This is a genomic window from Pantoea sp. E956-1, assembly GCF_982223955.1.
Genome location: NZ_CEUYZP010000001.1, coordinates 379,904 through 394,483, shown reverse-complemented (window position 1 = coordinate 394,483; position 14,580 = coordinate 379,904). Strand labels below are relative to the sequence as shown.

14 protein-coding genes are annotated in these 14,580 nt (G+C 56.2%); 6 read left to right on the top strand and 8 right to left on the bottom strand.

What is annotated here, in order from left to right; translation table 11 throughout:
* The first annotated feature begins 12 nt into the window (after window positions 1–12).
* Window positions 13–270: a multiple stress resistance protein BhsA gene (bhsA, locus tag AC0T7J_RS01930; RefSeq protein ID WP_473791779.1), complete on the top strand. Its 258-nt coding sequence runs from the start codon at window positions 13–15 to the stop codon at window positions 268–270.
* Window positions 271–331: 61 nt separating this feature from the next.
* Here bhsA and AC0T7J_RS01925 read toward each other — a convergent pair whose 3' ends face one another.
* The 4 genes from AC0T7J_RS01925 to AC0T7J_RS01910 form a co-directional block, all read right to left on the bottom strand.
* Entirely contained in the window at window positions 332–1,516 is a 1,185-nt protein-coding gene (locus AC0T7J_RS01925; protein WP_086905859.1) for a sugar transporter, read from the bottom strand.
* A gap of 174 nt (window positions 1,517–1,690) precedes the next feature.
* Window positions 1,691–2,233: a cytochrome b561 gene (gene cybB / locus AC0T7J_RS01920; protein WP_473791777.1), complete on the bottom strand. Its 543-nt coding sequence runs from the start codon at window positions 2,231–2,233 to the stop codon at window positions 1,691–1,693.
* A 109-nt stretch (window positions 2,234–2,342) separates the two neighbouring features.
* A complete protein-coding gene (locus tag AC0T7J_RS01915) occupies window positions 2,343–2,603 on the bottom strand; it encodes a hypothetical protein (protein ID WP_473791775.1) in 261 nt (86 codons plus the stop codon).
* Window positions 2,604–2,770: 167 nt separating this feature from the next.
* Window positions 2,771–4,024: an MFS transporter gene (locus AC0T7J_RS01910; protein WP_473791773.1), complete on the bottom strand. Its 1,254-nt coding sequence runs from the start codon at window positions 4,022–4,024 to the stop codon at window positions 2,771–2,773.
* Between the two features lie 95 nt (window positions 4,025–4,119).
* Here AC0T7J_RS01910 and AC0T7J_RS01905 point away from each other — a divergent pair, with 95 nt between their 5' ends.
* From AC0T7J_RS01905 to AC0T7J_RS01890, 4 genes are all read left to right on the top strand, one after another.
* Window positions 4,120–5,013 (top strand): LysR family transcriptional regulator, encoded by an 894-nt coding sequence (locus AC0T7J_RS01905; RefSeq protein ID WP_473791771.1) that lies wholly within the window; start codon window positions 4,120–4,122, stop codon window positions 5,011–5,013.
* Between the two features lie 130 nt (window positions 5,014–5,143).
* Window positions 5,144–6,361 (top strand): sugar metabolism global transcriptional regulator Mlc, encoded by a 1,218-nt coding sequence (mlc, locus tag AC0T7J_RS01900; RefSeq protein ID WP_473791770.1) that lies wholly within the window; start codon window positions 5,144–5,146, stop codon window positions 6,359–6,361.
* A gap of 113 nt (window positions 6,362–6,474) precedes the next feature.
* Window positions 6,475–7,173 (top strand): dethiobiotin synthase, encoded by a 699-nt coding sequence (gene bioD, locus AC0T7J_RS01895; RefSeq protein WP_473791768.1) that lies wholly within the window; start codon window positions 6,475–6,477, stop codon window positions 7,171–7,173.
* Between the two features lie 180 nt (window positions 7,174–7,353).
* On the top strand, window positions 7,354–8,730 hold the full coding sequence (locus AC0T7J_RS01890) for a nucleobase:cation symporter-2 family protein (RefSeq protein ID WP_473791766.1): 1,377 nt from the start codon (window positions 7,354–7,356) through the stop codon (window positions 8,728–8,730).
* A 536-nt stretch (window positions 8,731–9,266) separates the two neighbouring features.
* On the opposite strand, the gene osmV is transcribed toward AC0T7J_RS01890, so the two are convergent.
* The 4 genes from osmV to osmY are packed head-to-tail and all read right to left on the bottom strand — an operon-like array spanning window position 9,267 to window position 12,705.
* Window positions 9,267–10,403 (bottom strand): osmoprotectant ABC transporter ATP-binding protein OsmV, encoded by a 1,137-nt coding sequence (osmV, locus tag AC0T7J_RS01885; RefSeq protein WP_473791764.1) that lies wholly within the window; start codon window positions 10,401–10,403, stop codon window positions 9,267–9,269.
* Window positions 10,403–11,050, bottom strand: coding sequence for an osmoprotectant ABC transporter permease OsmW (gene osmW / locus AC0T7J_RS01880; protein ID WP_473791762.1), 648 nt, complete (start codon window positions 11,048–11,050; stop codon window positions 10,403–10,405). Before osmW ends, osmV begins: the two co-directional genes overlap by 1 nt.
* 9 nt (window positions 11,051–11,059) lie before the next feature.
* Window positions 11,060–11,971: a glycine betaine ABC transporter substrate-binding protein gene (locus AC0T7J_RS01875; RefSeq protein ID WP_473791760.1), complete on the bottom strand. Its 912-nt coding sequence runs from the start codon at window positions 11,969–11,971 to the stop codon at window positions 11,060–11,062.
* A gap of 17 nt (window positions 11,972–11,988) precedes the next feature.
* Complete coding sequence (gene osmY / locus AC0T7J_RS01870) at window positions 11,989–12,705, bottom strand: osmoprotectant ABC transporter permease OsmY (protein ID WP_473791758.1); 717 nt, start codon at window positions 12,703–12,705, stop codon at window positions 11,989–11,991.
* A 391-nt stretch (window positions 12,706–13,096) separates the two neighbouring features.
* Here osmY and AC0T7J_RS01865 point away from each other — a divergent pair, with 391 nt between their 5' ends.
* Window positions 13,097–14,563, top strand: coding sequence for an MDR family MFS transporter (locus AC0T7J_RS01865; RefSeq protein ID WP_473791756.1), 1,467 nt, complete (start codon window positions 13,097–13,099; stop codon window positions 14,561–14,563).
* The last annotated feature ends 17 nt before the right edge of the window (window positions 14,564–14,580 follow it).

Below are 14,580 nucleotides of genomic sequence, written 5' to 3'. Positions count from 1 at the left end.
GAGGGGTTCGTTATGAAAAGTATCAATATGATGGTCGTGGCGGCTGTGCTGAGCGGTCTGTCATTTGCCAGCGTAGCGGCCCAGCAGGTCAGCAGCACACCGCTGGATCAGCAAAAAATCGGTGTCATCAGCGCAACGGGCAGTTCTAATCTGCTTTCGCTGGAGCAGCAACTGTCAGAAAAGGCCAGCGATGCAGGAGCAAAGTCTTTCCGCATTACTTCGACCTCTGGCAGCAACAACCTGCATGGCACAGCCGTTCTTTATAGATAAAGTGAGCGGTAAATAACCCTAAACAGGCTTCAGATAACCCGCTTATCTGAAGCCTTTTTTATTATCCGTTACTGCGTAACTGTGGATAACGACGGAAGATATAAACACACCACAGTAACGCCACCAGACCAATCATTCCGCCGACATTACCGACTTCCGCCATGTTCAGATGCAGACTAACCTGATTACCCAGCAGCGCACCCGCGCCGATACCAATATTGTAGATACCGGACATCAGCGACATCGCCACATCCGTGGCATCCGGTGCCAGCGACAGCACCCGCACCTGCATACCCAGTCCGATCATCATCATCGCCATTCCCCAGACAACGCATAGCGTTGAAATAGCCGCAGGGCGAACGGCAGCAAAAATCAGCAGGCCCATGCACAGGGTGATCAGGGCGATGGCCGCAATCAGCAGTCCGGAGGGAAACTTATTACCCAGTGTGCTGAACAGTACGCTGCCCACAATGCCCGCGGAACCAAACAGCAGCAGTAGCAGGGTAGTGAAGTTGCCACTGGAATGGGCCACGGTCTGCATAAAGGGTTCGATATAGCTGTAAGCGGTGTAATGCGCGGTAACCACCAGCGTCACCAGCAGATACATGCTGACCAGCGCCGGACGGCGAAACAGCATCGGCACACTGCTCAGCGAGCCGGTGTGTTCACTCGGCAGACGCGGCAGGATGCGCACCAGCATAATCATCAGCACCAGCGCGGACAGGCCAATCGCGCCGAAAGTCGTACGCCAGCCAAGATACTGCCCCACCACACGGCCAATCGGCACGCCCAGCACCATCGCCAGCGCGGTACCGGTTGCCAGCATACTCAGCGCCTGCGTTTTCTTACCGGCCGGAGCGACGCGAATCGCCAGCGAGGCGGTGATCGACCAGAACACCGCGTGAGACAGTGCGATGCCCACACGTGACACCATCAGCGACCGGAAATCCCAGGCGACGGTAGAAAGTACGTGGCTGACGATAAAGATCAGGAACAGCACGCCCAGCAGCAGTCGTCGCTCAATATTGCGGGTCAGCAGCATCAGCGGCAGTGAGAGCAGTGCGACCACCCAGGCATAGATGGTCAGCATGATCCCGACGTCAGCCGTCTGCATTGAAAAGTCAGCAGCGATGTCGGATAACAGGCCAACCGGCACAAATTCGGTGGTATTAAACACAAAGGCGGCGATGGCCAGCAATACCACGCGTAGCCAGGCAGTTTTACGTGAAACAGTAGTTGGTTGCATGAGGAGTCAAGTCAGTCAGTACAGCGAATCGGATGTGGCAGAAACATCCAGCGAAAGTGACCTGCGTCACAAATTACTGACCATTGTAGTGAATAAAGCGGGAAGAGAAACCTTATAAACGCCTTTTAATGCTGAAATTTTTTTATCGCCCCATCGCAGGGCGATAGCCAGAGGTTATTGACCGCGACGACGGGCGGGCATCATTCGCAGCAGAGTATTGTCTTTAAGCAAATAGTGATGGAACAGCGCGGCAGCAGCATGCAGTCCGATCAGCCAGTAACCCAGCGGTGCCAGGGTTTCATGCCAGCCAATCAGCATATCCGCTCTATCAAAGTCAGGTTCAGGCGCGACCGGCATGCTGATGCCAAACAGCCACCATTCACGACCTTTAAGATAACGCGATGTCAGGCCGAGGATCGGCAGAATGATAAACAGGGCATAGAGCAGGGTATGAGTCAGATGTGCCAGCCCGGTTTGCCAGCGCGGCGCAGCGGGAGTAATGGGCGGTGTGCGATGCCGGGTGCGTAAAAACAGGCGGGCAAGCATCAGTACCAGAATGGTCGCGCCAGCGCTGAAATGGGTAATGATCATGGCATAACCCTGCCAGGATCCGCGCTGTGCAAAGCCTCGCAGTTCAATGGTGGCGTAGGCCGTCACCACCAGTAAAAAGGTGAGCCAGTGAAGGGCTATCTGAACGCGCGCAAACTTATCCCGCATAGTGCATTCCGTTATAGAGAATCAGGAGGATTAACATAACGGAAAACAGCGTTAATTCTTAATAAATTAGCGCAGCGGGAAATTTTTTTACCTTACCTGCCCAATCAGATTAACGCGAAGACGGCGTGTGTTTCAGGGCCACGCTGAGCTGAGTGGCCTGCTGATCGGCTTTGTTGAGCGGACAACAGTTTTCACAGCCAATCGCGCCAGCATAATATTTTTTTGCCTGCAGGATGGCGGCATTCACATGGTAAAAACTGCCCAGAAACATCCGGTTATCGATGTCAGCAAGATGGGGGCAGCCCGCGGCATGAACCACATGATTATTGTTATATCCTGATTGTTTATTGACGTAATAGTAGGTAGCCACAGGCGTTCCTTGTTGCCATGCTAAAAGGCAAAGCAAATAAATTATTACAATAAAAAGAATTATAGCGGGAATCCGGCGTTTTGTTTGCCGTGGATCTGAATAGGGCATGAAGTGTAATGAGCTGCCAGGCCCGACGGAGACGTCTGGCCTGGCAAAAGAGGCGGTTCTCAGAGTTTTTTACTGTGGAGGCGCCAGGCAACCAGCAATGCCAGGATCAGCAGGACGCTGATAAACAGCGTAATCCCGCCCCAGCCAAAATGATGCCAGAACAGGCCGCCCAGCGTACCCGCGACGCTGGAACCCACGTAGTAGCTGAACAGATAGAGCGAAGAGGCCTGGCCTCTTGCCCGGCGCGCCCGGGGGCCAATCCAGCCGCTGGCAACCGCATGGGCGGCAAAAAAACCGGCTGTGAACAGCATCATCCCAGGCAGGATCAGCCAGAGTGAGTTGAAGGCGGTAATCAGCAAACCCAGCAGCATGATGGCTGTTGCACCCAGCATCACCGGTCCCCGACCCCAGCGGTTGGTCAGCGCGCCCGCTTTAGGCGAACTCCAGGAGCCGGTGAGGTAGACCACTGATAACAGCCCGACCACGGCCTGGCTGAGATGCCAGGGCGCATCCAGTAAACGGTAGCCAATATAGTTAAACAGGGTGACAAAGGCTCCCATCAGCAGGAATCCTTCGGCAAACAGCCACGGAAGGCCTGGATCACGCCAGTGCAGCCGGAAGTTAATCAGCAGATTACGCGGACGCAGCGTCATGGGCCGGAAATGGCGCGACGCAGGCAGAATTTTCCAGAACATCAGCGCCGAGGCCAGCGAAAAACAGCCGATCACCGCCACAGCGAGTCGCCATGAGAAGAGGTCAGTCAGTACACCACTCAGCAGACGACCGCTCATCCCGCCTATCGAGTTACCGCTGATATACAACCCCATTGAAAAGGCGATGACCCGTGCATCCATCTCTTCGCTGAGGTAGGTCATGCCGACCGCCGCCACGCCACTCAGCGACAATCCCATCAGCGCCCGCATTATCAGAATGCCGTGCCAGCTGGTCATGGTGGCCGAGATCAGCGTGCAGATGGCGGCCAGCATCAGGGCTGTGACCATCACCGATTTACGACCGATGGCATCAGAGAGCGGCCCGGTAACCAGCAGGCCCAGCGCCATCAGGCCGGTAGAGATGGAGAGCGACAGGCTGCTGGTTGCCGGAGAGACACCAAACTGCTGTGACAGCACCGGCAGAATCGGCTGCACACAGTAGAGCAGGGCAAATGTCGCCAGCCCGGCGGAGAAAAGCGCCAGCGTCACGCGCATAAACTGTGGCGAATCCCGGCGGACATGACCTGAAGCGGTAACGGTCTCTGGCGGTGCAGAGACCGCATTCTCATCCACTGGGACTGCCTGTGTAGAGTGACTCACACATCTTCCTCAAATTCAGAAAACCTGTCGTCAGCTTAGGAAAGCGGCATTATGATGTCTAATATATTAATAATCTCAAATGAGACGTTTAAGATATGAATATCGAACTGCGTCACCTGCGCTACTTTGTTGCGGTGGCGGAAGAGTTACATTTCGGGCGAGCGGCCCAGCGTCTGAACATTTCTCAGCCACCGCTCAGCCAGCAGATTATTCAACTGGAAACAGAAACGGGCGCAAGGCTGTTCAATCGTACTAACCGCAGCGTGCAGCTTACCGCTGCCGGACAGCAAATGCTGAGTGACGCCCGCGCGATTCTGTTGCAGGTTGAGCAGGCGGCCGATCGCGCCGCCCGGCTGCATCGTGGTGAAGAGGGGGAGCTGCGGATTGGTTTTACCTCCTCGGCCCCGTTTACTGCCGTGGTCTCTGACGCGTTATTTCGGTTTCGTCAGCGCTGGCCGCAGGTACATATTCAGATGCAGGAGATTAATACCCGCCAGCAACTGGCACCGCTTCATGATGGACGGCTCGATCTTGGCGTAATGCGCAACACGCCGCTGCCCGCCGATCTGCGTCATCAGCTGCTGCTGAGTGAGCCGCTTTATGCCGTGGTGCATAAGGCGCATCCGCTGGCTGACGCCGAAAAAATCTCTGTCACTGCCCTTGCGGCGGAACCCTTTGTCTTTTTTGATCCTCAGGGCGGAACCGCGCTCTATAGCGATATTCTTGCGCTGCTGCACCGCTACCACATCAAGCCCTTTATTACGCAGGAAGTGGGTGAGGCGATGACCATACTGGGGCTGGTGGCAACCGGGTTAGGCGTCTCCATCCTGCCTGCCTCCTTTCGTCGGGCGCGGCTGGCCGATCTGGTCTGGTTGCCATTAATGGAAGAGGATGCCGTTTCAGAGCTGTGGCTGGTCTGGTCAGCCGGACGCGAAATAAATGCGCAGATGGAGAACATGATGGCGTTACTGCGTGAAAACCGGCCCTGAAGCGCGGACAACACCGTATCAATCTGTGCGATAAATCACATTTCTAATCAAATATTTGACGCTGTCGCCGGATCTGGCTCACCATGGTGCATGTTTATTTAGAAGCGCGAAAATAACCGGGAGCAGGGTTGTGAATCCGGACAGTCAACCTGGCCACATTGACCAGATCAAGCAGACTAATGCAGGTGTCGTATATCGTTTAATTGACCGCTATGGTCCCATTTCGCGTATCGAACTTTCCCGCCGTGCTCAGCTCGCCCCGGCCAGCATTACCAAAATTGTGCGTGAAATGCTGGACGCGCATTTAGTGCAGGAGACCGAGTTTCAGGATCCCGGCAGTCGTGGTCGTCCGGCGATTGGCCTGATACTGGATACCGACGCCTGGCACTATCTGGCCATTCGTCTGCATCGTGGTGCCATGACGTTCACGCTGCGCGATCTCAGCAGTCGGGGACTGGTGGAAGAGAGTCTGCCGCTGCCTGATGAGTCTGCGCAGCCGTTGCTTACCGCGCTGATTGAACAGGTTGATGCCTTCTTTATTCGTCATCAGAAGAAGCTGGAACGTCTCACAGCCATTGCCATTACATTGCCAGGACTGATCAACGCCGCGTCAGGTGTGGTGCACCGGCTACCGGGTTATCAGGTACGCGATATGCCGCTGGGGGATGCGCTGGCAGCGCGAACCGGCTTACCGGTGTTTGTGCAGCACGATATTTCAGCCTGGACGCTGGCGGAGTCGCTGTTTGGTGCCTCACGTGGGGCGCAGGATGTGATTCAGATTGTGATTGATGAAACCGTGGGCGCCGGGGTGATCAGTGGCGGTCAGCTGCTGCATAAAAGTGGCAGGGCGCTGGTCGAGATCGGACATACTCAGATCGACCCGTATGGTCAGCAATGCTACTGCGGTAATCATGGCTGTCTGGAAACGGTGGCCAGCACCGGCAGTCTGCTGGCGCTGGCGGCGCAGCGTCTGCCTGCCCAGCCCGACAGCCTGCTCAATAATCAGCCGCTGACGCTGGAGTCGCTGTGCGCGGCTGCGCAGTCTGGCGACCGTCTGGCGCGCGACACTATCGCCAGCGTGGGTCATCACGTTGGCCGGATTCTGGCGATGATGGTCAATATCTTCAATCCTCAACATATTCTTATCGGTTCCCCTCTGAATGCCGCCGCGGATGTGCTGTTTCCGGCCGTGAGCAACACCATTTTGCAGCAATCACTCCCGGCCTACAGCGCGACTATCCAGCTGGCACCTACCGAATTTAGCGAGCCGGGAACGTTAGGCGGCGCAGCGTTGATCAAAGATGCGCTCTATAACGGACATCTGTTAGTGAAACTGTTGCAAGGTTAAGCAGGCCTAATCTTGCGCTAACGCAATCCGTTCTCATCCTCTATTCCTTAAAATGCCGGTTCGCAGCAAGGTTAATCACCGATTAACCGCAACGGTTCGAGAGGAGAAGTTGAGTGAACAGACTATTTGTTACCGGCACTGACACCGCAGTGGGCAAAACGGTGGTGTCACGGGCCCTGTTACAAAGTTTTATCCAGGCCAGGCTCAGTGCCGTCGGGTACAAGCCCGTCGCGCGCTGTGCGGTCAAAACCGCTGACGGCCTGCGTAACAAAGATGCACAGGTTCTGCAAAGCGCTTCATCCATCGACTTACCCTATCAGGCGATCAATCCGCTGGCCTTTCAGGAAGAGGAGATCTGCACCCATCCGAGCCAGATCATTGATTATGCCTTGCTGACGCAGGGCTTAAACAGCCTGACTCAGCAGGCCGATCGCGTGGTCGTGGAGGGCACTGGCGGCTGGCGCAGCCTGATGAACGACGGACGTCCGCTCTCCTGCTGGGTCGTTGAGCAGCAACTGCCGGTGGTACTGGTGGTCGGCATCCAGTCGGGTTGTATCAGTCATGCCCTGTTAACAGCAGAGGCGATAGCGCAGGATGGACTGCCACTGGTGGGCTGGGTAGCCAATCGTATCAATCCGGGACTGGCGCAATACAGCGACATTATCGAGATCCTGCGCGAAAAAATTGGGGCACCGCTGCTGGGCGAACTGCCTTACCTGCCGCGTGCTGAACAGCGCGACCTCACGTCCTGGATTGATATTTCCTTACTTGAGCAGAACAGTCTGCACGCTGTGAGTGCAAAGATCGCCTGATTATGAAACAAACTAAGTCATCCGAGTCGGTAATGAGCCTAAAGTTTCAGGCTGGTTACCGGCTGTCTGCAACTATTTCCATTTATAATTGAAAGACCTGGCTCTGATAAGGCCAAATCGCGGCGTCATGGCGCAGAAAATGCATTAACTCCGCTTATCACACTGAGCCGGAGCCCCATCATGTCGCACTCACACGAGAAAGGTTTGTTATATGGGCTTGAAGCCCGCATTGGTCCCGCCCCGGCGTTTTTCGCCGCCCTGCAACATCTGCTGGCCAGCGTGGTGGGCATCATCACGCCACCGCTGATTATTGGCTCCGTTCTGGGATTGCAGGCCTATATTCCTTATCTGATCAGCATGTCATTATTCGTTTCCGGCTTAGGCACGTTTATGCAGGCCAGACGCTTTTATGGCATCGGGGCAGGCATGATCTGTCTGCAGGGCACCAGCTTTGCGTTTCTGGGCGTGATCCTGTCTGGTGGTCTGATGGTGAAAGGGCGCGGTGGTTCGCCGGAAGAGATTATGGCGATGCTGTTTGGCTGCAATCTGGTGGCGGCGCTGATTCCGATTCTGATTAGCCGCTGTGTCGGCTCGCTGCGCAAAGTGCTGACGCCGGTGGTGACCGGCACGGTGATCACCCTGATTGGCATCAGCCTGATAAAAGTCAGCATTACCGACTGGGCGGGCGGGCACAACGCCACAGATTTTGGCGCGCCGGGAAATCTGGCGCTGGGGGCGCTGACGTTGCTGGTGATCGTGGCGCTGAACCGTTCGCGAAATCGCTGGGCGCGGCTGGTGGCGGTGGTGGCCGGAATCGCGGTGGGATGCGTTGCCGCGGCCTTGACCGGTCATCTGCAACTTAATGTTGCGCCGGGAAGCAACTGGCTGGTGCTGCCCGCGTTCTTCCGGTTTGGTTTTGCCTTTGATTGGACCATTTTCCTGCCGATCGCGCTGGTGTCAGTGATTGCGGTAATTGAAGCCGTCGGCGACCTTACTGCTAACTGCCTGATTTCACAGCAGCCGATCACCGGCAAACCTTTTCAGCAGCGGCTGCAGGGGGGCATTGTCGCCGACGGGCTGAGCTGTGTACTGGCAGCGGTCTTCTCCGCCTTTCCCAACACCACGTTTGCGCAGAACAATGGCGTTATCCAGATGACCGGCGTCGCCAGCCGTTACGTTGGTATGCTGCTGGGAATCATGCTGGCGCTGCTGGGGCTCTTTCCCTTTATTGGCTCCCTGTTGCAGCAGATCCCGCCGCCGGTGCTGGGCGGGGCGACAATTGTGATGTTTGGCAGCGTGGTTGCCGCGGGCATCCGGGTGATGACCCAGACGCCGCTGGGTCGCCGCGAGATGCTGATTGTGGCGATCGCTTTTGGTATTGGTCTGGGTGTGGAGGCGGTGCCGGATGTGCTGAAGCAGTTCCCGCCGCTGATTAACAGTCTGTTTGGTCATGCGGTGACGACCGGCGGTATTCTGGCGATTGTGCTGAACATGGTGCTGCCAGACGAGGCGCCTGTGGTGGAAGAGGTGGAGGCGGAAACGCTGACTGAAAGCTGAATAACGCACATGGGCTGAAGTAGTTCTGACAGCCGGCTCAGAAATTTAAAGCGATGGAAGCATACGCCTGTAGCAAAGCATCGCGGGCCAGGGACAAAAAGGGCGGGAGTGTTTTGAACAACGCAAACCGTTGGCCCGGCTAAGGACGCACCACTGGGATCAGGCGCGTAATAGCACGCGCTGAGCTAGCGGCGGTTGGCGGATTTTGCGTCTTTGCGGAGGGCGGTGCTCATTCAGCGAATGCTTTAATAACAGATTACAAGGCTAATGCGATTGTTTGAGAATGTTAATCAGCTTTGGCCTGACTGGCTTTAAGATCGAGCCTGCTCAGGGAACAGGGTCAGATCGGAAAGTCGCAAAAGCCGCCATCCGTGGCACGCTCGGCCCGCGCCGTCCTGGCGCGGGACGCTTTCCTCCTCTGACCCGGTTCCCTTCGCATTAAGCTTGTTTATTGCTGTCTGATTTACCCAGGCTTGGGTAAATCTGCTTATATCTGCTGTTTTAATGGGCCTGTAAGACCCATTTAAGTGACGAAATTATGGATTCAGACGACGGCGGGTACGACCAGAACTGAGGTAATCCGCAATATAATCCTGCGAAATCTCACCGCTGTAGCGACCCTCTTCATCGACAATCGGCATCCAGACCGTGTTGTGCTCATAGAGTTTTGACAGCACCACGCGCAGGTTCTCTTCCGCTTTACCGGTAACCTTAAAGGTGTGCAGTCGCTCTTCACAGCGGCCACTGACGTTACGCGCCTCGCGACGCTTCACGAAGCCCAGCGGTTTGCCATCCTCATCGACCACGGTAATCGAGCGCATATCGTTCTCATCCATTGTACCAAAGGCTTCTTCCAGCGGAGTAGAGCGGCGCACGGTGATGGTCGGCTGCTGGTCGGTCACATCGCCCGCCTGCACCAGTAACAGGCGCTTAAGCGTGCGGTCCTGACCCACAAACGAGCCGACGAACTCATTGGCAGGAGTTGCCAGCAGCTCATCCGGGCTGGCGCACTGCACGATTTTACCCTGACCAAATACCGCAATGCGGTCGCCGAGCTTTAGCGCCTCGTCAATGTCGTGGCTCACCAGCATCACGGTTTTTTTCAGCTGACGCTGCATGTCGAGAAACTCGTTCTGGATCACTTCGCGGTTAATCGGGTCAACGGCGCCAAACGGCTCATCCATCAGCAGCACCGGTGGATCCGCCGCCAGGGCACGAATCACCCCGATACGCTGCTGCTGACCGCCGGACATCTCACGCGGATAGCGATGCAGGAATTTGGCCGGATCCAGCGCCACCATGCTCATCAGCTCGGTAGCCCGCTCGCGGCACTGTTTTTTATTCCAGCCCAGCATACGCGGTACCACGGTAATGTTTTCCTCAATGGTCATGTTGGGAAACAGACCAATCTGCTGGATAACATAGCCAATGTTGCGGCGCAGCGTGGTGGTGTCCTGCGTGCTGGTATCTTCGCCATTAATCAGGATCCGGCCACTGGTGGCGGGAATCAGGCGGTTAATCATCTTCAGCGTGGTGGTTTTCCCGCAGCCCGAGGGTCCCAGCAGCACGCACATCTCACCGGCTGGCACATGCAGGCTGACGTTATCGACGGCTTTATTGGCGGTGCCGTTTTTCTGGGTAAAGGTTTTCGTCAGGTTTTCCAGCGTAATCATTATCGAATCCCCTTTGGAGTCAGCGCCTGCTGCAAACGGTGCAGCAGCCAGTCAAGAAAAATAGCCAGCATACAGATCATCAATGCCCCGGCAATCAACATACGAATATCACTGCCGCTGATGCCATCGAGCAGAAGCTGGCCCAGACCGCCCGCGCCAATCACAGCGGCAATCGCCATGACGCCAACGTTCATCACCACGGCGGTACGGATGCCACCGAAGATCACCGGCAGCGCCATCGGGATTTCAACCCAGCGTAACCGCTGCCAGAACGTCATGCCGATACCACGACCTGCTTCACGCAGACCGTCCGGCAGATTTTCCAGCGCGGTGTGGGTGTTGCGCACGATCGGCAGCAGCGAATAGAGGAATACGGCGGTAATCGCTGGCAGTGCGCCAATGCCCTGACCGATGAGTGAAAACAGCGGGATCATCAGACCAAACAGCGCAATCGTTGGAATGGTCAGCACCACAGTGGCGATACCGAGAATCGGCGTTGCCAGCCATCTTACACGCACGATCAGAATGCCAAGCGGCACGCCAATCACAATTGCCAGTCCGACCGCCACCAGCACCAGCCAGCTGTGTTGCCAGCTCAGGGTGAGCAGGGTGCTCCAGTTATCCATGATGTAGTGAAGGGTATCCACAGTGCCTCCTTACAGCATGTTTTTGGATTTAAGGAAATCACGCGCCACGGTTTCCGGTGACTGATGATCGATATCGACCCGCTTGTTCAGCTCCGTTATCGCCTCATCGGTGATCTGCGCAGAAAGCTGATTAAGCGCAGTATCCAGCCCCGGATGACTCGCCAGCACATCCTGACGCACGACCGGCGTCACGTTATAGCTCGGGAAGAAGTGCTTATCATCCTCCAGCACCTTCATGTCGAAGCCCTTAACCCGGCCATCGGTGGTGTAGATCAGACCGGCATCCACGAATCCGTCGCGAATCGCGTTATACACCAAACCCGGATCCATCTGGCGGATCTGCGGACGATCCAGCGTCAGGTTGTAGGTTTTCTGCAGCGGCTTCATGCCGTCTGAACGACCCGAGAACTCCAGGTCCAGACCCAGTCGCCAGTTATGATCCGGGTCGGTTTTACGCACCTGCTCAATCTTCGCAACCAGCTGCGACATGGTGCTGATGCCCTCTTTTTCGGCCCGTTCACGGGTCATGGCAAAGGCATAGGTGTTATTCATCGGTGCCGGGTTTAGCCAGACCAGCCCCAGTTTTGCATCCAGCTTTTTCACTGTCTCATACGCCTGCTGTGAAGACATCGGCTGGTTGATGTGGTTAAAGATGATCAATGAGGTGCCGGTATATTCCCAGACCATATCAATCTGCTTATTCAGCAGTGCGTTGCGGCCAATAGTGGTGGCGATATTGCGTTTAGGCACCACCTCGAAGCCTTTCTTCTGGAGCCAGATCACCGTCATTGCTGACAGGATATGCTGCTCGGTAAAACTTTTGGTCGCCATCGCCAGCGGTGCAGCAGCCTGTGCCGTCTGGCTTAGCAGCAGCGTCGCGGTCAGCGCGACAACACTTTTCTTAATCCAACGCGTTAGCATTGCAAAGCTCCTTGTGGTCAGGCCGCAGCGTGCGGACTCAGAAAGCGGCCCAGCGCGGCCAGCATCATATCGAGTACCAGTGCGACCAGTGCGGTGGCGACGGCACCGAGGATCAACGTCGGAAAGTCATTCAGATAGATACCCGGAAAGATCAGCTCGCCAAAGCTGCTGGCACCAATCAGGAAGGCCAGCGGGGCGGTGCCAACATTGATGGCAGTGGCGATGCGCACGCCAGAGAGAATAACGGGCATGGCGTTCGGCAGCTCAACCTGACGCAGACGTTGCCATTTGGTCATACCGATGCCGTTGGCCGCCTCAATCAGCGACGGAGGAACCGCACTCAGACCGGAGAAAGTGTTGCGGACGATAGGCAACAGCGAAGCCAGAAACAGCGCAATCAGCGCCGGACGGTCGCCAATGCCGATAATGACCATCGCCAGGGCGAGTACCGCCAGCGGTGGCAGGGTGTTACCGATATTGAAAATCTGCATCACGTACTCGGCCCAGCGACGCGCAAACGGGCGGCTGAGCAGAATGCCACTGGGAATACCGACCAGCAGGGCGAATAACATTGACCAGAAAACTAAGAAGAGGTGTTGCTGCCCAAGATAGAGCAGATCGACTTTACGTGCGACCAGTTGGTCCCAGCCTAAGCCCCAAATCAGCACCGCGATCACCGCAACCACTGCAAGCAGTGCCAGACCGGCACGCTGGGCCAGTGAAGCATTTTGCATAGGAGATTCTCCCTGATGACGATCTCAATTGTTATAACCACTATAAACAGCCCGACAGGTACGGCAAAAACTGCCGCCGCGCCCAATACCGAAACTGCGATAAAATGTAGATAAAATGACTGCTTACCCACTCTTTTTCAGTGAATACTGAATAAGATGGTGTAATGCTATAGCAGCCCTTTATGTCACAAGCCAGTTTTTAAGCCACAAATCAGAGAGATAGAAACAGGTTAAAATGGTGTTAAAGCCGCGTAATCGCTGGGCTCATGCGACAATAAAAAATTTTCATCGACTTATGGTGACACTGTCACACAGGGCGCAGAAAATGCGCACACGTGGGAAACTGCATTGTCTGTTTTTCAGCTAGCCTTGCAGATAAAAAAGGAACCCTATGACTGAAAGCGCACAACTCCAGACCGGACACCGCCACTGGATCTTAATCGCCTGTATGCTGGCGATGTTTATGGCGGCCATTGAAGTCACTATTGTGGCCACCGCGATGCCCACCATCATTGCTGATCTTGGCGGTTTTTCGCAGTTTGGCTGGGTCTTCTCCATCTATCTGCTGACTCAGGCGGTCAGCGTACCGCTCTATGGGCGGCTGGCAGATATGGTGGGTCGCAAAACGATGTTTTTTGTCGGCACCTCAATTTTCCTTGTGGGATCGGTGCTGTGTGGCTTTGCCCATACCATGACCTGGCTAATCCTGTTCCGGGCGTTTCAGGGCCTGGGGGCCGGTGCGATTATGCCGCTCAGCTCCACCATCGTGGCGGATATCTATTCGCCGCGCGAACGCGCCAGTGTGCAGGGCTGGCTCTCCAGCGTCTGGGGGGTAGCGGCGATAGTGGGGCCGCTGACCGGTGCATGGCTGGTGCAGCACTTTAGCTGGTCGGTGATCTTCTGGGTCAATCTGCCGATAGGTCTGATCAGCATGCTGATGCTGTGGCGCTGGTTACCGGCGCACCAGAAGGAGGAGAAATCGCAACCCCTTAACCTCGCGGGCAGCGGCTGGCTGATGCTCTGCGTGACGGCCTTACTGATTGCGCTGTTGCAGGCGGAACCGCTGGGCGTCTGGCTGGTGCCATTTCTGCTCTTCTCACTGTTCGCCGGCTGGCAGCTAAAGCGCCATGAGCAGCATTCAGCGGCACCGCTGTTTCCGCTGGTGATCTGGCGCAGCCGGCTTATCGTGGCGGGCAATGCGGGTAACCTGATCATCGGGGCGGCCATGATGGGCATCAGTGCGTTTCTGCCCACCTGGATTCAGGGGATCAGCGGCGGTTCACCGTTGCAGGCGGGCAGTGTGCTGGCGATGATGTCGATTGGCTGGCCATTGGCCAGCACCCTCAGCGGCAGACTGATGCTGCACACCTCCTACCGCTTCACCGCCCAGCTCGGGGCGCTGTTGCTGGTGACCGGCAGTGCCTTGCTGCTGTTTTTACAGCCCGGAAGCTCACTCTATCAGGCAGGCTTCACGGCGTTTCTGATCGGTACCGGCATGGGAATGACCAGCACCACGTTCCTGGTTTCTGTGCAAAATCAGGCGGACTACCAGATTCGCGGCATCTGTACCGCCTCAATCATGTTCAGCCGGATGATCGGGTCGGCCGTCGGTACGGCGATCATGGGCGCGGTGCTGAATCTTAATCTGCAGTGGCGTCTGCCGCAGGTACAGGATCCGGTGCAACAGATTATGTCCGAACCCGGTCGCCAGCAGCTGCAGCCGGAAACCCTGCAGCAGATGGTCGCGGCGATTGCCGCATCACTGCACTGGGTGTTCGTGGTGGCACTGGTGATTGCGCTGTTTGCGGTGGGTATGGCATGGATGATGCCGCGTCAGCGGCCGGAACAGGCGGACTAGCAGGCAGGGCGACAGGA

Coding starts and splice junctions, on each gene's coding strand:
- bhsA (WP_473791779.1), top strand. CDS start 13: ATGAAAAGTATCAATATGATGGTCGTGGCGGCTGTGCTGAGCGGTCTG.
- AC0T7J_RS01925 (WP_086905859.1), bottom strand. CDS start 1,516: ATGCAACCAACTACTGTTTCACGTAAAACTGCCTGGCTACGCGTGGTA.
- cybB (WP_473791777.1), bottom strand. CDS start 2,233: ATGCGGGATAAGTTTGCGCGCGTTCAGATAGCCCTTCACTGGCTCACC.
- AC0T7J_RS01905 (WP_473791771.1), top strand. CDS start 4,120: ATGAATATCGAACTGCGTCACCTGCGCTACTTTGTTGCGGTGGCGGAA.
- AC0T7J_RS01890 (WP_473791766.1), top strand. CDS start 7,354: ATGTCGCACTCACACGAGAAAGGTTTGTTATATGGGCTTGAAGCCCGC.
- osmV (WP_473791764.1), bottom strand. CDS start 10,403: ATGATTACGCTGGAAAACCTGACGAAAACCTTTACCCAGAAAAACGGC.
- AC0T7J_RS01875 (WP_473791760.1), bottom strand. CDS start 11,971: ATGCTAACGCGTTGGATTAAGAAAAGTGTTGTCGCGCTGACCGCGACG.
- osmY (WP_473791758.1), bottom strand. CDS start 12,705: ATGCAAAATGCTTCACTGGCCCAGCGTGCCGGTCTGGCACTGCTTGCA.
- AC0T7J_RS01865 (WP_473791756.1), top strand. CDS start 13,097: ATGACTGAAAGCGCACAACTCCAGACCGGACACCGCCACTGGATCTTA.